The organism is Roseibium aquae (assembly GCF_008711285.1).
In the GTDB taxonomy this organism is placed as follows: Bacteria; Pseudomonadota; Alphaproteobacteria; order Rhizobiales; family Stappiaceae; genus Roseibium; species Roseibium aquae.
Genome location: NZ_VXDC01000014.1, coordinates 14591 through 34763 on the forward strand (window position 1 = coordinate 14591; position 20173 = coordinate 34763).

The window sequence follows — 20173 nt, forward strand, 5'->3', positions numbered from 1 at the left end:
GGCCTTCGGAAAACGCGCGAGGCGCCGAGATCTTGGAAAAAGCCGGTTTCCGAGCGATAAGCGGCCCTTGCCGGTTGCGCGCTGGACCGGTTCAGTTGGCGTCCTCGGGCGGAGCGGGCAGCGGCAGGATGTCAATGCCCTCATCGAGAAGGGCCTCTGCGTCTTTGCGCGTGGTTTCGCCGTAGATGGTGCGTTCCTGAGTTTCCCCATGATGCATTTTGCGTGCCTCCCGGGCGAAATCGCTGCCGACGTTCTCGGCGTTGGCGATAATTTGCGCCCTGAGCAGGCGATAGGCGGCCGCAATCTCCTTCTGACGCAGGTCAGGGGGCAGGATCGCGGCTGTGTTGGAGGGAGGCGCCACTGCGGCCCCCGATACGGAGACCGGATCCGATTCCCTCATACTGCCGTCCTTGTTTCCCGCGGGTTCGGCCGATCGCGCTTCCCGGCTTCGGGACGTGGAAACGGCGGGCGCCATCAGCCCTTTGACAATCTGCAAACTCCCGCAGAGGGGACAAGACAGATGGCCGCCCGTTTGTTGGCGATCGAAGTCACTTGAATTGCGAAACCAACCTTCGGAGGCGTGGCCCGAGTCGCACACCAAACTGTATCGGATCACGAAGTCAGCTCCTCGGGCCTCGCCACCGCAACGTTCTTCATCGTGAAGGGTCTTGTGTTGGATAAATTCGGAATGCTTCTGCGGGCCTTGCCAACCATCTTCAAGTCGATGGCGGCCGTTATGAAGCCCGGTTCGCCATTGTCACATTCAGCGCAGATCTGACCCCATGGATCGACGATGACGCTGTGTCCGAAAGTCTGGCGCCCGTCCTCGTGTTGCCCGCCTTGCGCGGCGGAGATCATGAAAGCACCGTTTTCAATGGCGCGGGCGCGCTGCAGGACATGCCAATGCGCCTTCCCCGTTTGCCGTGTGAAGGCCGCCGGTGCCGTCAGAACTTGGGCACCATGAAGGGCCTGCGCGCGAAACAGATCCGGAAATCGAACATCATAGCAAATGCCAAGCCCAAGCTTCATCAAGGGAAGGTCGACAAGGATCGCGCACTCACCCGGATTGTAGGTCGCCGACTCCCGCCAGCTTTCGCCATCGGGCAGATCGACGTCGAACATATGGATCTTGTCGTAACGGGCGAGTGTCTCTCCACCCGGCCCGAACACGAATGCCCTGTTGACGGCCCGCGCCTCGCCAGCTCGGATCGCCAAGGACCCCGCATGGAGATAGATGCCCAGGCGTTTGGCAAGGCGAGCAAAGGCGCGGACAAACGGATCGTCTTCCTCCGGTGCGATGCGGTCGAAAAGTTCTTCCCGGGAACGAACCAGCACATTGGTCATTTCCGGGGTCTGAATGTACCGTGCACCTTTCTCTGCGGCCGAACAAATGAGCCGTTCGGCAACATCGAGATTTTCCTCGACGCTGCGGCCACTGCGCAGTTGGACGCAGGCGGCGACAAACTCTTGCATTCGGTCCCCCTTCCGCACTCAAAAACGGATCATACGGCCAGCAGGCTGTCCAGCTTGCCCGCACGCTCCAGTTCGTGCAACTCGTCGCAACCGCCGACATGTACGTCGCCGATAAAGATCTGCGGGAAGGTCGATCGCCCGTTTGCTTTCTTGATCATTTCCTGTCGAAGCGCCGGATCGAAGGTCGCGTCCTCTTCCCGGTACGAAACGCCTTTCTTGTCCAACAGGCGTTTCGCTGCCGTGCAGAACCCACAAAGCTGGCGAGTGTAAATCACAACATTTGCCGTCATCTATCTTCCTCAGTCCGCGAACCGCGCCATTTCATCTTGTCGCTTATATGCGGCCAGACTGGCCTGCCACAAGTCATCAACCTGTTACAGTTTATCTTTCAGTTCTGCGCCATGTTCCCTAGCCATGCCCGCCGGGTCGGCGATCGCAAAAACCAAAACGTCGATCTGCCGCGCCCCTGCCTGTTTCAAAACCTTTACGCACGCCGCCATCGTGGCTCCCGTGGTCATGACATCATCCACCAGCAGGACCGGGCGGCCGAAAACCCGAGATCCAGCATCTGGCGTCAATGCAATAGCGCCGCGCAGGTTCTTCTGCCGCTCGGTGGCATTCAGGCCAACCTGCGCGCGGGTGTGCCGCGTTCGCCTCAACAAGTCCGGGACGAACTCGCTATCGCAAAGACTTGCCACAACCTTTGCAAGATCGGCCGACTGGTTAAACCGTCTTTGCAGCAGCCGGCGCGGATGGAGCGGAACAGGTGCGATCAGCGGCCTGTCCCGCAAAAGCTCCGTCCCGGCGCGCGCCATCCAGCGCCCCATCGAAAGGGCAAGGTGCCGGCGCCGGGCGAATTTCAAGCCAAGAACCAGGTCGCGCGCTGGACCGGAATACCAGCACGCTCCCCGGGCACGATCAAAAGCGGGAGGAAACGCGATGGCACGCGGGCTGAGCGCATCGACACCCACCTCATGCTCGAACGGCGTCCCATATCGCAAACACCATGGCTGCTCGAGGAATCTCACGCGCGACCAGCAGGCACCGCACAGCCCATGCCCCTTGTGACCCGTTACGGTGTCGCATGTCAAACAGCGTGGCGGCAGCAGAAAGTCGAGGATACCCCGGCCGGTGATACCCGCACCGGCGGACATGAACCGCATCACGTCTGAGTAACCCCGACCCATTGCACCACCTCACAGAAACGATCCTAGCATGTTTTTGACCTGATCCCTTCCAATGCCATATGAGGGGGATCAGTTGGCGCCTACAATCGGAAAGCCCATGGATCAGGCAAACCTCTTCGAACGGAATCTGTTGAAGCAAAGAGCAAAGCGGGCCCTTGAACGGCAAACGGCGGGAATGGATTTCCTGTTCAAAGCCATCGCGGACGATCTCGGGGTCCGGCTGTCGGCGATCCAACGCGAATTTGGCTTTGCCTTGGATCTCGGCGGGCATGCGGGCCACATATCGGCGATGCTGCGCGCCAGCGGAAAGGCAGACACGATCATCCGGGCCGATCTGTTCCACTCCGACCCAGCGCTGCCGCCGCCCGATCTGGTTCTGGACGACGAATTCCTGCCGTTTGGCCCCGGCACGCTCGATTTGATTGTGGCCGGGCCAGCCCTTTGTTTCGTAAACGACCTACCCGGTGTCCTGATGCAGATCCGAAAAGCTCTGCGCCCGGATGGACTGTTCCTTGCCTCAATTCCGGGAAGCGGAACGCTACAGGAACTTCGAGATGTCTTGCTGCGAACCGAGATCGAGCGAACTGGCGGCGGGTCTCCTCGTGTCTCCCCTTTCGCTGACACACGCGATCTGGGAGCCTTGTTGCAACGGGCAGGGTTCGCGCTTCCCGTAGCGGATGTCGACCTGCTGACCGTGCGCTACGATACGATTTTCAATCTTATGGCCGATTTGCGGGCAATGGGCGCGACCTCTGTGCTTCGCGAGAGGCCGGCCAACCCGGTGAGCAAGGATTTCTTCATTCGCGCAGGCGAGCTTTACGCCCTCACCCATGCCGACCCGGACGGCCGGATCCGGGCGACAATCTCTGTTGTTTCTCTAAGCGGTTGGGCGCCTCATGAGAGCCAGCAGAAACCGCTACGGCCAGGCTCAGCCAAATCGAGACTGGCCGACGCCCTAGGCGCCAAGGAAGTCAAACTTGGAGAAACCAGATCGGAGAAAAGCAGCGGCAGGTGAATGCGGTACGGCCTTGAACCTAGGTTTGTGGGGGTGGGTTCAAGGTTGTGGAAATGGTTTCAAAGGCATCGCCAATCGATGTTCCGATGGCAGCCATGGTTCCCATAATGGCCACAATGATAAGACCAAGCATCAAGCCGTATTCAACAGCTGTGGCGCCGCTATCGTCCGTTCGAAAGGTTTTGCAGGCATACAGAAACTTCGATGCGATATCGGAGATTTCACAGACCGGGCGCATCGCGAAAACCTTCTGACCAGGGTTCAAACATTCAATTCGGCGCCAGGTCCAAGAGGTGCGGTATCAATGGCTCATCTGCTTCGGGCATCGGATAGTCCCGCAATCGAAGCGGACGAACCCATTTCAGGGCCTGCCCTTCTTGTCCACGCGCGGTGCCTTCCCACCGCCGGCACACGTAAAGTGGCATCAACAGGTGAAAATCTTCATAACGATGGCTGGCGAAGGTCAGCGGCGCCAAGCACGTTTCGTTAACGGTTATGCCCAGTTCTTCGTAAAGTTCTCGGATAAGTGTTTCTTCCGGACGCTCCCCGGCTTCCACCTTGCCGCCCGGAAACTCCCACAATCCGGCCATGGCCTTGCCTTCCGGACGCTGAGCCAACAGAATCCGTCCGTCAGGGTCGATCAAGGCACAAGCCGCCACGAGAACCAGTCTGCCCATTCCGGATGTTCCAATTCTGATCAGGGAAAAAAGAGTTCGTTAACTTGCAAAGGGCTCACAGCGCGGAACACCGACCCGCCTAGCTTCGATAGTCCCCGTTGATCGCAACATACTCTTTGGTCAGATCGCAGGTCCACACGCGGAAGGATCCGCTACCCAAACCCAGATCAACCCGCAAAACGATCTCGGCTTGCTTCATCACCTCCGACGCGGCTTCCTCGCTATAGCCCGGATCGCGCGCTCCATTGACAGCAACCCGCACATCGCCGAACCAAATCGCCAACCGGTCCCGGTCGGCGGGTTCACCGGCCTTTCCAACGGCCATCACGACACGGCCCCAATTGGCGTCCTCGCCGGCAAACGCCGTCTTGACCAGAGGCGAATTCGCGATCGAAAGGGCGATCTTCTTGGCAGATAGATCCGTTTCAGCGCCCTCGACCTGCACTTCCACGAACTTCCGGGCGCCTTCGCCATCGCGCGCGATCTGCTGCGCGAGGTCCTGCATGACATCACGCAAGGCAAGCAACAGGCCGTCCGCCCGAGGATCTTCGACCGTGTCGATCGGCTCGAGCCCGGATTGACGCGCCGCTCCGGTCGCAAACACCAGCACCGTATCGGAGGTTGACGTGTCGCTGTCGACAGTCACCGCGTTGAAGCTGTTCTCGACCTCGCGAGACAGCGCGGACTGGAGAACTGCGGAGGACACCGGGGCATCTGTAAATATGAAAGACAACATTGTCGCCATATCCGGCGCAATCATGCCTGCGCCTTTCGCGATCCCGTTGATGTGAACCATTACACCATCAATTTCCACAGACGCCGTGGCAATCTTCGGAAAGGTGTCCGTGGTCATGATCGCTCTGGCGGCGTCCAGCCAGGACGTGGTCATCCGCCCCGACATGCCGTGCAACGGATCCTCAAACTTTCGGGCATCGAGCGGTTCGCCGATCACGCCGGTCGAGGCGAGAAAGATCTCGGAAGGACTGCAATCCAGAGCACGAGCGGCGATCTCCGCCGAAAGGCGCACCGTCTCAACCCCGGTCTTGCCAGTAAATGCATTCGCATTTCCCGAGTTTACCAGAAGCCCCCGGGCGACGCCTCCGCCCAACTGCTGTCGGCACCAATCAACCGGTGCCGACGGGCATTTGGACTTTGTGAACACACCGGCGACAGTGGTGCCGGGCGACAACGATGCCAGCAGGACGTCGGTTCGGTTCTTGTACTTGATCCCCGCTTCTGCTGTGGCAAGCCGCACACCCTTGATATCGGGCATCTCGGGAAAGGAGGTGGGAGCAAGCGGCGACACGGTCTCGGTCATGATGAAATGTTCCTGGCAGTTGTCACCGCAGCCATGCCTGATGCCGCTTTGCTTCGCAAGCCGGAAACGCACCCGGAAAAAAGGGTTCGGGCCGCCATGGCGGCCCAAACCCTTTTCAATGCGGTTTTCGCTGATCTATTCGGAGCGGGGCGCGTCTTTAAGGTCTTCATCCAGAATTTCGACAGCCGCGTTTGCTTTCAGCGCCTCCATGGTTTCGGCGTATTTCTCGCGTGCCAATTGCTGACGCAGCTGTGGGGCGACCTCTGCCAGTTTCGGCTTGGGTTGCGTCCTGCGGTCTTCCAGTTTGATCACATGCCATCCAAATTGGGTCTCTACCGGCTCTTCTGTGATCTGGCCCGGTTCGAGCGCTAGTACCGCATCTTCGAAAGGCTTTACCATCTGACCTTTCGTGAAATACCCCAGATCGCCGCCATTGGGACCGGAGGGACCGGTAGAGCGTTCTTTGGCCAATTCGGCAAAGTCAGCGCCCGCCTCAAGCTCCTTTATGACCGCTTCAGCTTCGGCCTTTTCCTCGACCAGGATGTGACGGGCATTGAGCTCCTCTTCACCCTGATAGTCGGCGAAGGTCTCGGCGTAGGCTGTCTCGAGATCCGCATCGGTGATGGCCCCTTCCACTTCCTGCGCGATGTAGGCGTTTCGGAGTGCCCGGAGAGTCAGGAAATCGATCTGCCTTTGAAAGTCGGGATCCTGATCGATTTTCGCGTCGCGGGCCGCCTGGGCCAGGATCTCCATGTCGACAAGGACATCAAGCAGAATCGCTCGCCATTGAGCTGGCGGGAACCTCTGCAGCTCTTGGCCCAGGTCCTGGGCGGCAAAGGCCAGATCCGCTTCGGTGATTTCCGTCTCGCCAACCGTCGCGACCACATCATCCGGTTCGGAGGCGTTAACCGTAGCGGAACCGATAAAAACGGCCAATGCGGGTATGAGAAGAGACCCAAAGGGTCGGCGAATGGTGTTTTGGAACATCGAGTGTCCTTTTCCGTCCGATCGAGAATGATTTGGCGTTGAAGCGCGCCCGGCGCAACGTGTGAGCGTCGCACCTTTGCGCAAGGCGCCAGCGTTGACAACTATCGGGGGTCCTCTTATCTGTCGAGCGTCCATCCCACGCGGGGTGGCAACCGTATTCGCCGCGCGGCTTAGGCTCCAAGACCGGACCACCCAGCGAGCGTGGATACCAATTGAGACGATTTCATGGGCTGGCGCGAGATCGGCAAGACGCGCCGCCCGATAAGGAAGGACCGCCACATGGCTGGCCTTGGTGCCCTCGCCCGGAAAATATTTGGATCTTCGAACGACCGGAAAGTCAAATCCTTCAGGTCGAAGGTTTCTCAAATCAATGCGCTGGAAAGCGATCTGCAGGCCCTATCCGATGAACAGTTGCGGGCCCGAACCGACGACTTCCGGACGCAAATCGCGAATGGCGCCTCACTGGACGACCTGCTGGTCCCGGCATTTGCAACGGCCCGGGAGGCTGCCCGACGCGCCCTTGGCCAGCGGCATTACGATGTACAGCTGATAGGCGGCATGGTGCTCAATTCCGGGCAGATCTCGGAAATGCGGACCGGTGAGGGCAAGACATTGGTTGCCACGGCGCCGGTCTATCTCAATGCCTTGACCGGCCGGGGCGTACATGTGGTTACCGTGAACGACTATCTCGCCCAGCGCGACAGCGCCTGGATGGGGCAGGTATACAAGTTCCTCGGCCTGTCCGTCGGCTGCATCGTCCATGGTCTGTCGGATGATGAACGGCGCGCCGCCTATGCCGCGGACGTCACCTACGGCACAAACAACGAGTTTGGTTTCGACTATCTGCGCGACAACATGAAGCATGACCGGGCCTCGATGGTTCAGCGCGGACATGCGTTTGCGATTGTCGATGAGGTGGATTCGATTCTGATCGATGAGGCGCGAACGCCTCTGATAATTTCCGGCCCCTTGGAAGATCGCAGCGAGTTCTACAACACGGTCGACGCCTTCATTCCCCATCTGGGGGAGGAAGACTACGAGTTGGATGAAAAGCAGCGGTCGGCGACCTTTACCGAAGCCGGCAACGAGAAGCTGGAGACACTGCTTCGCGAAGCGGATCTGCTGAAGGGCGAGTCCCTCTACGACGTGGAAAACGTGTCGGTCGTGCATCACTTGCAGCAAGCATTGAAGGCGCACAAGCTGTTTCAGCGCGACAAGGACTACATTGTGCGCAACGGCGAAGTGGTGATCATCGACGAGTTCACCGGCCGCATGATGCCCGGACGCCGTTTCTCGGAAGGCTTGCACCAGGCGCTGGAAGCAAAGGAAAAAGCCAGGATTCAACCGGAAAACCAGACCCTGGCGTCGATTACCTTCCAGAACTATTTCCGCATGTATGACAAGCTGGCCGGCATGACCGGAACGGCATCCACGGAAGCGGACGAGTTTGCCGACATCTATGGCCTTGAAGTGGTCGAAATTCCGACAAACCTTCCGGTTTCCCGCATCGACGAACATGATGAAGTCTACCGGACATTCGAGGAAAAATTCGGCGCGATCGTCAATCTGATCGATGACTGCAAGGAGCGCGGTCAACCTGTTCTGGTCGGCACGACATCCATTGAGAAGTCCGAATATCTTGCGGAACGCCTGAAGAAGCATGGTTACAAGCAAGTCGACGTGACTGATGCGAAGGCCTTGAAAGCCGCCAGGGAAAAAGGTGCCAACTCCAAGGTCTTCTTCGTCCTGAATGCCCGCTACCACGAGCAGGAAGCGATGATCATCGCCGAGGCCGGCTTCCCCGGCGCGGTGACAATTGCAACCAACATGGCCGGCCGCGGGACAGACATTCAGCTCGGCGGCAACCCTGAGATGCGAATTTCGCAGGAGCTCGGTGATCTGCCGGAAGGCGAGGAGCGGGCGGCCAAGGAAGCCGCGATCCGCGCGGAAATCGAGACGCTCAAGAAACAGGCGCTCGACGCGGGCGGGCTGTACGTGATCGGAACGGAACGGCACGAAAGCCGACGGATAGACAACCAGTTGCGGGGCCGCTCGGGCCGCCAGGGCGATCCGGGCCGTTCGAAGTTCTTCCTGTCCCTTCAGGATGATCTGATGCGGATCTTCGGATCGGACCGGATGGATTCCATGCTGCAGAAGCTTGGTCTTGAGGAAGGCGAAGCGATTACCCATCCGTGGATCAACCGGGCTCTGGCGAAAGCGCAGCAAAAGGTCGAGGCGCGCAATTTCGATATTCGGAAAAACCTTCTGAAGTTCGACAACGTCATGAACGACCAGCGGCACGTGGTCTTCGACCAGCGCATCGATCTGATGGACGGTGAGAACCTTCAAGAGACGGTGGCCGACATGCGCCACGATGTCATCGAAGACCTGGTATCGCGCCATATTCCGGAACGGGCCTATCCCGAGCAGTGGGACACCGAAGGCCTTCAGGAAGAAGTGCGCACGCTGCTCAATCTCGACTTGCCCGTCAAGGACTGGGCGAACGAGGAAGGCATTGCGGACGAAGAGGTGCGCGACCGCCTGAAGCGGGCGGCCGATGAAGCGATGGCCCAAAAAGTTGCCCGCTACACGCCAGCCCTGTGGCGCCAGGTGGAAAAGTCGATCCTGCTCCAAACACTGGATAACCTCTGGCGTGAGCACCTGTCGAACCTCGATCATCTTCGTTCCGTTGTCGGGTTCCGCGGCTACGGCCAGCGTGACCCGCTGCAGGAGTACAAGACCGAAGCCTTCACACTGTTTGAATCCATGCTCGCCCAGCTCCGCCAGGTGACCACCAGCCAATTGCTGCGTCTGGAACTGGTTCAGGAACAGGCACCGGCGATCACCGCACCGGCCCCCTTGCCCGAAATGCACGCACATCACATTGATCCCCTCACCGGTGAAGACGAGCTTGCTGCGGCGGATGCACGTTTGGCCGCCATGACTCCGGGCCAGCGTGATCCCAACAACCCGGCGACCTGGGGCAAGGTCGGGCGCAACGAGACGTGTCCCTGCGGTTCGGGCAAGAAATTCAAGCACTGTCACGGCGCCCTGGTCTAGGGCCATCCACAGACGATCAAGCCCTAGATCAGGGGGCGTTTCATCGGAACCGATTTCACGCCCCAAGCTGATCGCTTCTCGAGTAGGCGCGCATTGGGCGTTTCAAGCGAAACACCCGGTGCGCTAGTGGCCAGACCCCGGTGGGTCTGGCCTTTTTCTTGGAAATCCGGCAGTTTGCGCGAAAGTTCAGACAAAAGAAGACCCGCCCCGATGCAAGCCCCCACCCCACATGCCAGTTCGTTCTATCTCTCCCGCAGGGCAGCGGCACGCACGGACCGGCCGCGCATCGATCTTCTCGTCCCCGTTTACAACGAAGCCGAAGTGATTTCGCCTTTTCTGGAGGAAACACGCGGGGTTCTGGACAAGCTGGGTCTTCCTTATCAGTATATTTTTGTCGACGACGGAAGCCGTGACGCCACCGCCGAGACGATTGCCGGTGAACTGCGCAATGGATTGCCCGGCCGACTGATCTCCCTGTCCCGGAATTTTGGCAAGGAAGCGGCCATGTCCGCCGGATTGGCTCACGCAGAGGGCGACATCCTGGTGATCCTGGATGCGGATTTGCAGGATCCGCCGGACCTCATTCCGCAGATGGTTGAGGGCTGGCGATCCGGATATGACGTCGTTTACGGTGTGCGCGTGGACAGGTCTTCCGACACCTTGGTGAAACGATCGACGGCCGGACTCTTCTACCGGGTCTTCAACCGCCTCGCCAATATCGACATGCCTGCAAATGCCGGAGATTTCCGGCTCCTCGACCGCGCCGTCGTCAATGCTCTCCTGCAACTGCCCGAGCGGAACCGTTTCATGAAGGGCTTGTTCGCCTGGGTCGGATTTCCGGCCATGGCCGTTCCCTATGAGCGGCCTGCGCGGCGGGCGGGCGAGGGCAAATGGAACTATTGGAAGCTCTGGAACTTCGCGATTGACGGCCTCACCGCCTTCACCACCCTGCCGCTGCGGATCTGGCTGTATGGCGGGGCTGTGGTTGCAGGACTGGGCTTCCTCTATGCTATTTTCCTCATTCTACGCGTCATGATTCACGGGATCGATGTACCGGGATATGCCTCGCTTATGGTCGCGGTGCTGGTGTTTTCCGGGGTTCAACTTTTGTCGATTGGCATGATCGGGGAGTATGTGGCGCGGCTGTTCAACGAAGCCAAACAACGGCCTCTTTATCTGGTGCAAGACGTCATCCATGGCGAGACCACGCTTGAGAAGAAAGAGGCTCAACATGACTAGGTCCGCGGATGCCGCGGGCTGGATGAAAGCCGAGGCCGGCAAGGCCGGGCGGTTTGCCGTTGTCGGCGCGCTCGCGACACTCGTCCACACGACCGTTTCCCTCGGCTTGCTTCAAAGCGGAATGCTCCAGGCCTTCCCCGCCAATGTGGCAGGCTTTCTGGTTGCCTTTTGTTTCTCCTTTGCCGGCCATCACTTCTGGAGCTTTGCGGAGCCCAACGGACACAGCCGAACCACGCACAGAATGCGCCGTTTCTTCATCATCGCCCTGGCTGGCTTTATGGTTAATTCCGGAGTGCTGACCGCTTGGCTCGCCCTGACACCCTGGCCCGAGAGTATCGGGCTTGTGGTGGCGATCGCGATCGTGCCCGGGCTGAGTTTTCTTGGGGCCCGCCTTTGGGCTTTTTCCGCCCCCAGTCGGACATCCTAACCCGTTTCGAGACAGACAATGACAGCAGGCCGCGCCGCGCTTTTCTATGCTGGGTCCTTGTGCCTCCTATGGGCGTTGGTCCCCAGCCTTCTCTTCCCCAATCCGCCACTGGACGTGGTGGAGGGGTATGCCTGGGGGCGGGAAATGGCGCTCGGCTACACCAAGCACCCGCCGATGCAGGCCTGGCTTTTGGAGATCAGTTTCCAATTAACCGGAGGCAGCAGCTTTGGCGGATATTGGCTCAGCGCCCTTTCAATCGCCGCTGGCTATGCATTCATATGGGCCTTGGCGCGGCGGATGGGCCTGTCGCAAAACCAGGCATTCTGGGCGGTTGTCCTGACCAGCGTCACTTTCTATTTCACGATACCCGTACCGGAATTCAATCCCAACATCCTGCAAATTCCTGTGTGGGCGGGAATGATTTTCTTCTTTCATAGGGGGCTGTCCGAGAACCGGATGGCAGACTGGATCGCCCTGGGCGTCCTGGCTGCTTTCGGCCTCTACACCAAATACTTCGTGGCCCTCCTGATCGGTGCAATCGGCCTCTACGCCCTTGTCTTTCCGGCCGGATGGCGGATCTTGGCGAAACCGGGACCCTATGTGGCGGCAGCAACAGCCATGATCCTGATCGCACCGCATGTCGTCTGGCTGATCCAAACCGACTTCATCACGTTCAGTTATGCGGCAAGCCGCAGTGTCGGAGCCCAGAACTGGTTCGACCACGTCTACAACCCGCTCAATTTTCTTGCGGCGCAGATCGCCAATCACGGCGGTCTGTTTTTGGTGTGTCTGGCCGGATTGGGGATCGCGGGCGTCGCGGCTCTGCGAAAGTCCGGCCAGTTCGATGCTTCGGAAGCGGCAGACACGCAAGACCGGCGGTTTCTCATTTGGTTCGCATCAGTCCCCCTGACCGTTGTGCTTTTGACCTCGCTTGCCACAGGAAACGACTTCAAACACATGTGGGGCACGCCAATGTTTGTGCTCTCCGGGGTCCTGACCGTCTGGTTCCTCAGGCTACCTGGGGCATTCACCGCCCCACGGCGCGCACTCGCGGTCGCCTGCATGCTTCAGATCGTTGTGTTCGGCGCAACGATCGGACAGGCCAGTTTCGAACCGCTTTGGAAAACCAAACAAACCCGCATTCACTATCCCGGAGCGGCCATTGCCGCCGAACTGACCGCGATCTGGCGGACAGAAACCGGAACGCACCTGGCCTATGTTGCGGGTGATATGTGGTCCACCGCGAACATCACCTTGTTCTCGCCGGACCGTCCGAGCATGTTTCTGGAGCATGATCTCTCGCAATCGCCTTGGATCGACTTTTCCGATGTCCAGAAAAAAGGTGTCATGATTGTTTGGCGCGGCGAGGAAAGCCTGCCCCCCGCTGGCATTCTCCAACGATATCCCGCCCTGACCGCACAAGGTGTATTTGATGCACCCTATGCCGGAGGCGGGAAAATGCCGCCTGCGGTCGTAAACTGGACAATCATTCCGGCAGGCTCGGTGGCCCACGATCCTGAAGCGCAGACGGAATAGCCAATTCTCATGGTAGTAGCCCCAACCAATGGATAATCTGCCAGCATGACACAGGCGCGCGACATTGATGCTGTCGAAGACTGGCTGATTGGCCAGGCTTTGGCGTCTTCTTCTTTGCCGTCGATGTTCGGACAGTTGTGTGACCGTCTAAGAGACGCCGGCCTCAAGATTGACCGCACGGCTCTCGGATGGTCGACCCTCCACCCGCTTATAGAAGCCGAGATGGCTTTCTGGGAAAGCGGTTTGTCTGTTCATCATGAAACTTACGCCCATAACGAAACCGGCTCGGATGCATGGCTCAACAGTCCCATGCGCGCCGCCCTTTTTACCGACGAGAAACTCTTGCGACGGCGGCTCACAGGGACCCCGGAGGATCTCGGCTTTCCAATCCTGACGCATCTCGCTGGCCTGGGTTACTCGGACTATTTCGTGCTCGCCACAGGGTTTGAAATCCCGGCCTTGCTTGATGAGGGTGAAGAGACTGGCATTTTAGTCAGTTGGGCAACAAAGGCGCCCGGCGGGTTTTCGAATGAAGACCTTGAGACCATTGCTCACGTTCAGAAACGCTTCGCTCTTGCCGCCAGAGCCAGCGTGCAAGCGCAGATTACTGAAACGCTTGCACAAACCTATTTGGGCGGAATTGCCGGAAAAAAGGTCCTGGCCGGGCAAATCCGGCGCGGTGACGGAGAGCGGATCGCCGCGGTCATTTTCTACAGCGATATGCGCCATTCGACAGAAATCGCAGAGGCACTGGGCGCGGATTGCTATATCACGTGGCTGAACAGCTATTTCGAGGCCACCGCCGGTCCGGTCATAGAATGCGGCGGCGAAATTCTCGATTTCATCGGCGATGCGGTGCTGGCGGTCTTCCCGATCGATGCGGAAGGTTTGGCAACGGCGGTCGAGCGAGCGCTCAGAGCGTCCGGGGAAGCCCGCCGGCGGATCGCCATGGTGAACGCATCCGGGCTTTCCACTCAGACCCTCAAGGCAGGCATAGCGCTTTCGGTCGGAGATGTGATGTTCGGCAATATTGGCATTCCCGAGCGGCTGAGCTTTTCCGTCATAGGACAGACCGTCCATGCCGCCGCCCGGATAGAGGCGCTGACAAAGCAGGTTGGGGTAGACCTCTTGATCACAAAGGAGATCGCGGACCTGCAACCCAAACTGGCCCGCCCCGTTGGCAGCTATCACCTGAGCGGTTTTTCTGCCGATCAACCGCTGTTCACACTCGACTTGAGTGACGGAAGCTAAAGGACCTTGACCTTGGTGCCCACCCGAATCTGCTCGTACAGGTGTTCCACATCCTCGTTGAACATACGGATGCAGCCGGAGGAGACGGCCCGTCCAATACTCCAGTCCTCGTTGGTTCCGTGGATACGATAGAGTGTATTCCCGAGATAGAGGGCGCGTGCGCCAAGCGGGTTTTCGGGGCCGCCCGGCATATAGGAAGGCAGGTTCCGGCCGTTCTTGCGCTCACGGACAATCATTTCCTGCGGCGGCGTCCAGCCCGGCCATTTCCGTTTGGCCGTGATCTTTTCAGTGCCCTTCCAGGTAAAGCCTTCCCGGCCGACACCAATGCCGTAACGCATCGCCTTGCCGTTCTCCTGAACGTGATACAGCCACCGCCGCCTGGTATCGATGACAATGGTTCCCGGCTCCACATTGCTGCGGTAAGTCACCATCTTGCGCTGATATTTCTTCCGGGCGATCTCGCTGGCTGCATCCGTCGTCAGCTTATAGGTCTGCCAGGTTCCGGTGCTCGGATCAAAGAACCGGTTTGAAGCTTCCGCCGGAGCAGCGCCAACCACGGCAACCGCACAGACCAAACCAAGTATCGCCCGCTTCATCTTCATCGCCTTCGTTCCCCCATGCAGCTCAAAGCATATGCCAACCCGGCTTCGGCACTGGTCAAATTGCGCAAGATTGGTTAACCCGTTCTTAAGACCTCGCCCGGCCACACTCAAGCCGTGGTTTCCCCACAAGGCATTTCACTCACCGTTTCCGGAGCCATCCATGACCGAACTTCGCCCCGCCCCTCCGGCCGTTTTGCCGTTCCACGAGCAGCCGGACGAAACCGGGAACAGGGGCGCGCCAATCGTTCTCCTGCACGGGTTCGGCGGAGACCGGCAAACCTTCATCAACATTCAGACCGCACTTGCCCGGTACCGCCGTTCCATTGCCTTCGATCTGCCTGGGCATGGCCAGGCGCTCGATTGGCCGCGGATTGGAAATGCGGCCATCGCGGCCAAAGCAGTGCAGCAATCTCTTGAAGCTCTCGGCCTCAGCCGGGTTCATCTGGTCGGCCATTCGATGGGGGGAGCCGTCGCGGCCCTTGTCGCGCTCCGCACTCCACAGACAGTCGCCAGTCTGACCCTCCTTGCCCCCGGCGGTTTCGGACCGGAAATCAATGCAAAGCTGCTCAAGCGCTATGCGAGCGCCAGCGATGCGGAGACGCTGGAAATGCTGCTTGAAAATTTCTTCGGCTATGAGTTCAAGCTTCCGAAATTCCTGGCGGAAGCCGCCGCCGAAAGCCGCAAAAGACCCGGCGCTGTAGCCACTCTGAAAGCGATTGTGGAAGAAATCACGGATGGCCCGGTCCAGAAAACACTGCCAGTGAAGGATCTTGCGGACCTGCCAATGCCGATCAAGGTGATCTGGGGAACACAAGACCGCGTTCTGCCGACCCGCCAGGCTCACAAGCTGCCGGGTCAGATCGCGACCCATGTGTTTGACCGGGTCGGACATATGCCGCATCTTGAGGTCCCGGCAGAGGTGGTCCGCCTGATCAAGCAAAACGCCGCTTCGGAATGATCTTGCGGACACACAGTTCCACGGGAATCAGGCGCCCGGCAACAGGTCCTCGCGCCAAGCCTCGCCGATCACACGGCGGGCCATCATGTGAGACCGCGGCGAATTGATGCTGTCGACAGCAATCAGCTGCCCGTTCTTCAGATAGGCAACATAGAACTTGTGGTCTTCTGGAGACCCGACAACCACGGTGTTGTCGTACTCATCCGAGAGCCCGGCAATCTGAAGCTTGATGTCATACTGGTCGGACCAGAACCATGGCAGGGGATCATAGTCGACCTCACCGCCGCACAAAGCGGTCGCAACCGCCTTGGCCTGATCGATCGCGTTTTGAACACTCTCCATACGGACGGATCGCCCGTAACGGGCCGAGAAGAAGCGGCTGCAATCGCCGGCAGCGAAGATGCACTCATCGCTTGTCTGGCCGGCGCCGTCGACGAGAATGCCGTTGTCCGTTTCAAGACCCGCTTCGGCCGCAAGCTCATCGTTGGGCTGCGCACCGACCGCAACGAGAATCAGGTCCGACGGGATGGTTTTGCCTGACGACAACAGGACGCCGTCGATACCCTCGGCTGTGCCCTCGATTGCATCAACACCGGTATCGAGAAGCAACGTGACGCCTCTGGCCCGGTGCAGACCGGCGAAATAGCTGGATACCTGCGGCGAAACCACCCGTTTCATCGGCCGGTCCAGCGCCTCCACAACGGTCACCGCCTTGCCCATGCCTTGCGCAACAGCCGCGACCTCGAGCCCAATATAACCGGCTCCAATGATAACGATGGTCTTGGCAGCCACCATGCGCATGCGGATGGCATCCACATCCACCATGCCACGGAGGGTCATCACACCGGGCAAATCACTTCCGGGCAAGTCCAAGGTGCGGGATCGTGTTCCGGTGGCAAGAACCAGACGGCCGTAATCAAGCGTATCGCCGTTCGCCAGCCGAATTCTTTTGGCTGCACGATCAATTCCGGTCACGCGCGTGTCCGGGATCAGATCGATATTGTGGGTCGTGTAGAACGCGGGAGGGCGCAGATACAACGCCTCCGCACCCAGATCTCCGGCTAGGTACTTTTTCGACAAAGGTGGCCGCTGATAGGGCGGATGGGGCTCCTCACCGATCAGACGGATCGGACCTTCATGACCTTCCGCACGCAAAGACTGGGCAACCTGGGCCCCGGCCTGGCCCGCGCCGACAATAACGATTGTTTCCTGCATTCCTGACATGCCTGCTTCGGTCATTGATGGAATGCGTTGCGTAGCATAGGGCCGCGGTTTTTTCCAAACGATCAAGCCGCAGGCGCGTCACCACACCACGGCGGCGGCCCGCGACATGCCCTTCAGCGCTTGGTCCAGTTTCCGCCGGTTCAAGCAGCCCGCACATCCGCGAGAAATTCGGAGATTTCCTGACGGATGACCCGGCCCTGTTCGGCGAGTGAATTGGCGAGTTGTTCCACCTGATCCCCGGTTGCCCGGGCATGGTGGGCGGCCGAGCCGACCGCGGACATGCGGGTTGCACCTTCCCGGGATTTCTCGGAGGCATGGCTGACATTTTCCGCAATCACCCGGACCGCGTTTTCCTGATTTTCGACGGCGCTGGCCACACTTGACGCCAGGCCCTCCATTTCGGAAATGATTTCGCTGACCTGCTCGATGGCAACAACGGCATCGCTGGTCGATCCTTGAATGGATTCGACCTGGGACGCGATTTCTTCGGTCGCTTTCGAGGTTTGTTCAGCCAATTGCTTCACCTCCGCCGCTACCACCGCGAACCCCTTTCCGGCTTCTCCGGCGCGGGCGGCCTCGATTGTCGCATTGAGCGCCAGAAGGTTGGTCTGGTTCGCGATATCCCGGATCAATCCCATGACCTCACCAATGCGATCGGCTGCCGCCGACAGCGTTTGCATGGTCTCAAACGTCCCGCTCGCGCTTTCGACCGCTTTTTGCGCAACCGATGTCGACTTTGTCGCCTGGCTCGAAATCTGATTGATCGAGGCGGCCAATTCATCCGTCGATTGGCTCGCCCGGGCCACATTCTCAGTGGCCACCTGTGCTGCGGCTCCCGCGCTCGCGGCCTCGTTCGACACGTCGTCGGACGCGGTTTCCATGGACCTGGACGTCTCCAGCAAATTTTCGGTCGCTGTATCGAGATTGCCCAGCGCAGCTGCCACGGTTGCCTCGAAACCGGCGATCAGATGCTCCAAACGATCCACGCGCTCATCCCGCTTGCGGTTCTCTTCTTGCTGCGAAGCAGCCAGATGTCGCCGTTCAATGGCATTGTCGCGAAAGACCTGCACGCTCCTTGCCATGGCCGCGATTTCCGTTCGTCCGCCAGACGCTGGCAGGTCGACTTCCGTTTCGCCGGATGCCAATTTCTCCATAGCCTGACGAAGCCGGGCAAGCGGGCCGGAAATCGATCCGCCGATCACAACAGCAAACCCGGTCAGGACAACGAGCAAACCCGCAATCAGACTGCCAACAATGGCCGTCGAGACCGATCGCGCGGCGGCCAACTCATCCCCGGCCACAATCTCGCTCTGCCGAACAGCTTCGTTTAACGCATTGATATGTGGAGGGATCAAGGCGAACAGGTCTTCAAGCAAAACCAGACTGTCGCCGAACTCGGCAAGCGCCTGCGTGTAGTCGTCGAAGGTCGCCCGGTAGCTGGTCATGTTCTGCGCGATTTCATCCTTGATCGCATTTTGTATATAGGCTTTTCCAAGAAGTTCCTCGAAGCTGGCAAATACCGTATCGAACGCCTCCTTGGCCTCTGGAGTGCGGTTGAGCGTGTATTCTTTTTCGGAAAGCTGAACAGCCAGAATGGCCCGGGCCAGCTTCTCGAAATCAGGTCCGCCACCGAACTTCAACTCCTCTTGCAACCGGTCCTGCACCGCCCCCGACAATTCGTCCAGCTGCTTGCGCAGGCCACTTTGGGAGGTGTAGCCGATCCGGTTCTGCAGCGTGTCGAGCATCTCGAACGCCCCCTGCGTACCCTCAAGCGTATCGCGAACATCGGCGATTTCAGCGGACAAGCCGGCGGCCGCCGGCTTTTGCCCGATTTCGGCCAGCACTTCTTTCGCGTTGGCAAGAGTGGAATTGAACTCGGCAAATAGATCCGCGCCAGGCCTCGATAAATAGGCCTTTTCGATAACCCGCATGTCATTTGCGCGCGCCGTCAAATCCGCGACATCATGAGCCATCATGGCGCTCGCTTCAAAGCTGCGGAACGCTGTGCCGACCGCGTTCTGGCTCCACCAGAACACCAACCCCATGACGATCAGCCCGAATGCGGTCAAGACGCTCAAGCACAAGATCCGGGCCCTGACGGTCAGGTTTCCCAGAAAACCGGCACCGGTGAAGGAAGGTGTGCGCATCGATCGCCTGCTCCGCTGTCGCTTTGAACGTTACTTTGGACAAGTTGGCGTTTAACCGTTAAAGAAGTGCTCCTGTTCAAGCTCCAGCCAGCAGATTTCACTGCGAAACCGCACCTGATTATAGGTGGTGCAAATCCAACCCTAATTGAATGCAGGCCATTTCTTGCGCCCCTTTCTAGTCAGCTCCGCACCCTTCCTATTCGTTCTCCTGTGGTCCACCGGCTTCATTGGCTCGAAACTCGGCGCCCCCTATGCCGACCCCATGGTGTTTCTCAGTGTCCGCTTCCTGGCGGTCCTGCCGTGTCTTGTCCTGATCGGTCTGTTTCTGGGCGCGCGCTGGCCGAAGGACGGGGTGGCCATCGGCCATTGTATTGTTACCGGAATGCTCGTGCACGGCATCTATCTGGGCGGCATTTTTTGGGCAATCGACCAGGGAATGCCGGCAGGCGCCAGTGCGATTGTGGTCGGCTTGCAGCCTGTGTTGAGCGCGGTCACAGCCGCAGCGCTGTTGAGCGAGCAGATCCGGCCGAAACACTGGGCCGGTTTGGTGCTTGGCGGGCTTGGACTGGTTCTCGTTCTTGGACCCAAACTTCAGACCGCGGGATCGGGCATAGGTCCGGCGACCATCGGGGCCGCCTTCATCGCCGTTCTGGCCATCAGCATCGGCACCGTCTACCAGAAGCGTTTCGTCCCCAATACGGATTTGCTTGCCGCGACCTTCTGGCAATATATCGGAGCACTCGCGGTCACGCTGCCCCTGTCGGCGGCCGAAAGCTGGACGATCGAATGGTCGGGACAGTTTCTCTTTGCCCTGGGATGGCTCGTTGCCGTTCTGTCAATCGGGGCAATCCTGCTGCTTATGTTGCTTATCCGGCAAGGGGCGGTTTCACAGGTTGCCTCGCTGTTCTACCTCGTGCCGGTCGCCACAGCGATCGAGAGCTACTTCCTGTTCGGCGAAGTGCTGATGCCCATCCAGATCGCAGGCATGGCGCTGGTGGTCGGCGCGGTCCTGATCATCCGGAGCCGCCTGTTCGAAACACCGAATTAGCGGCTGCGGTCCTTTTCACCGGCC

19 protein-coding genes are annotated in these 20173 nt (G+C 59.3%); 8 read left to right on the forward strand and 11 right to left on the reverse strand.

What is annotated here, in order from left to right; genetic code table 11:
* Positions 1 to 91: 91 nt before the first annotated feature.
* The 4 genes from F0184_RS18070 to F0184_RS18085 all read right to left on the reverse strand — a co-directional run bounded on the left by F0184_RS18070 (position 92) and on the right by F0184_RS18085 (position 2636).
* Positions 92 to 616 carry a DUF1178 family protein gene (locus tag F0184_RS18070; protein ID WP_150497613.1) on the reverse strand — a complete coding sequence of 175 codons (525 nt, stop codon included), beginning with the start codon at positions 614 to 616 and terminating at the stop codon, positions 92 to 94.
* Complete coding sequence (locus tag F0184_RS18075) at positions 613 to 1473, reverse strand: carbon-nitrogen hydrolase family protein (RefSeq protein ID WP_150497614.1); 861 nt, start codon at positions 1471 to 1473, stop codon at positions 613 to 615. Before F0184_RS18075 ends, F0184_RS18070 begins: the two co-directional genes overlap by 4 nt.
* A 29-nt stretch (positions 1474 to 1502) precedes the next feature.
* Entirely contained in the window at positions 1503 to 1763 is a 261-nt protein-coding gene (gene grxC / locus F0184_RS18080; RefSeq protein WP_150497615.1) for a glutaredoxin 3, read from the reverse strand.
* 84 nt (positions 1764 to 1847) lie between these two features.
* Positions 1848 to 2636, reverse strand: coding sequence for a ComF family protein (locus F0184_RS18085; protein WP_208998552.1), 789 nt, complete (start codon positions 2634 to 2636; stop codon positions 1848 to 1850).
* Positions 2637 to 2745: 109 nt separating this feature from the next.
* Between F0184_RS18085 and F0184_RS18090 the strand changes: the two genes are divergently transcribed.
* Positions 2746 to 3675 carry a methyltransferase domain-containing protein gene (locus tag F0184_RS18090; RefSeq protein ID WP_371871154.1) on the forward strand — a complete coding sequence of 310 codons (930 nt, stop codon included), beginning with the start codon at positions 2746 to 2748 and terminating at the stop codon, positions 3673 to 3675.
* A 19-nt stretch (positions 3676 to 3694) separates the two neighbouring features.
* Here the strand turns inward: F0184_RS18090 and F0184_RS18095 are convergent, their stop codons facing one another.
* The 4 genes from F0184_RS18095 to F0184_RS18110 all read right to left on the reverse strand — a co-directional run bounded on the left by F0184_RS18095 (position 3695) and on the right by F0184_RS18110 (position 6657).
* A complete protein-coding gene (locus F0184_RS18095; RefSeq protein ID WP_150497617.1) occupies positions 3695 to 3913 on the reverse strand; it encodes a Flp family type IVb pilin in 219 nt (72 codons plus the stop codon).
* Positions 3914 to 3944: 31 nt separating this feature from the next.
* Positions 3945 to 4352: a (deoxy)nucleoside triphosphate pyrophosphohydrolase gene (locus F0184_RS18100; RefSeq protein ID WP_150497618.1), complete on the reverse strand. Its 408-nt coding sequence runs from the start codon at positions 4350 to 4352 to the stop codon at positions 3945 to 3947.
* Between the two features lie 79 nt (positions 4353 to 4431).
* Entirely contained in the window at positions 4432 to 5670 is a 1239-nt protein-coding gene (gene argJ / locus F0184_RS18105; RefSeq protein ID WP_150497619.1) for a bifunctional glutamate N-acetyltransferase/amino-acid acetyltransferase ArgJ, read from the reverse strand.
* 135 nt (positions 5671 to 5805) lie between these two features.
* Positions 5806 to 6657, reverse strand: a complete 852-nt coding sequence (locus F0184_RS18110; RefSeq protein WP_150497620.1) for a peptidylprolyl isomerase — start codon at positions 6655 to 6657, stop codon at positions 5806 to 5808.
* A gap of 279 nt (positions 6658 to 6936) precedes the next feature.
* On the opposite strand from F0184_RS18110, the gene secA reads away from it, so the two are divergent.
* The 5 genes from secA (at position 6937) to F0184_RS18135 (ending at position 14170) form a co-directional block, all read left to right on the forward strand.
* Complete coding sequence (secA, locus tag F0184_RS18115; RefSeq protein WP_150497621.1) at positions 6937 to 9717, forward strand: preprotein translocase subunit SecA; 2781 nt, start codon at positions 6937 to 6939, stop codon at positions 9715 to 9717.
* A 210-nt stretch (positions 9718 to 9927) separates the two neighbouring features.
* A complete protein-coding gene (locus F0184_RS18120; protein ID WP_150497622.1) occupies positions 9928 to 10956 on the forward strand; it encodes a glycosyltransferase family 2 protein in 1029 nt (342 codons plus the stop codon).
* The gene (locus F0184_RS18125; RefSeq protein ID WP_150497623.1) at positions 10949 to 11383 is read left to right on the forward strand and encodes a GtrA family protein; all 435 of its coding nucleotides are present in this window, start codon (positions 10949 to 10951) and stop codon (positions 11381 to 11383) included. The genes F0184_RS18120 and F0184_RS18125 overlap by 8 nt, the downstream gene beginning before the upstream one ends.
* 18 nt (positions 11384 to 11401) lie before the next feature.
* Positions 11402 to 12919 carry a glycosyltransferase family 39 protein gene (locus F0184_RS18130; protein WP_150497624.1) on the forward strand — a complete coding sequence of 506 codons (1518 nt, stop codon included), beginning with the start codon at positions 11402 to 11404 and terminating at the stop codon, positions 12917 to 12919.
* Positions 12920 to 12964: 45 nt separating this feature from the next.
* Positions 12965 to 14170, forward strand: a complete 1206-nt coding sequence (locus F0184_RS18135) for an adenylate/guanylate cyclase domain-containing protein (protein ID WP_150497625.1) — start codon at positions 12965 to 12967, stop codon at positions 14168 to 14170.
* Here F0184_RS18135 and F0184_RS18140 read toward each other — a convergent pair.
* Positions 14167 to 14772 (reverse strand): L,D-transpeptidase, encoded by a 606-nt coding sequence (locus F0184_RS18140; protein ID WP_208998553.1) that lies wholly within the window; start codon positions 14770 to 14772, stop codon positions 14167 to 14169. The two genes, F0184_RS18135 and F0184_RS18140, sit on opposite strands and share 4 nt — an antisense overlap.
* Before the next feature lie 160 nt (positions 14773 to 14932).
* On the opposite strand from F0184_RS18140, the gene F0184_RS18145 reads away from it, so the two are divergent.
* A complete protein-coding gene (locus F0184_RS18145; protein ID WP_150497627.1) occupies positions 14933 to 15730 on the forward strand; it encodes an alpha/beta fold hydrolase in 798 nt (265 codons plus the stop codon).
* 27 nt (positions 15731 to 15757) lie between these two features.
* On the opposite strand, the gene F0184_RS18150 is transcribed toward F0184_RS18145, so the two are convergent.
* Complete coding sequence (locus F0184_RS18150; RefSeq protein WP_150497628.1) at positions 15758 to 16945, reverse strand: NAD(P)/FAD-dependent oxidoreductase; 1188 nt, start codon at positions 16943 to 16945, stop codon at positions 15758 to 15760.
* A gap of 149 nt (positions 16946 to 17094) precedes the next feature.
* Positions 17095 to 19101 carry a methyl-accepting chemotaxis protein gene (locus F0184_RS18155; RefSeq protein WP_150497629.1) on the reverse strand — a complete coding sequence of 669 codons (2007 nt, stop codon included), beginning with the start codon at positions 19099 to 19101 and terminating at the stop codon, positions 17095 to 17097.
* A 163-nt stretch (positions 19102 to 19264) separates the two neighbouring features.
* Here F0184_RS18155 and F0184_RS18160 point away from each other — a divergent pair, with 163 nt between their 5' ends.
* Positions 19265 to 20149, forward strand: coding sequence for a DMT family transporter (locus F0184_RS18160; RefSeq protein ID WP_244299314.1), 885 nt, complete (start codon positions 19265 to 19267; stop codon positions 20147 to 20149).
* Positions 20150 to 20173: the final 24 nt, after the last annotated feature.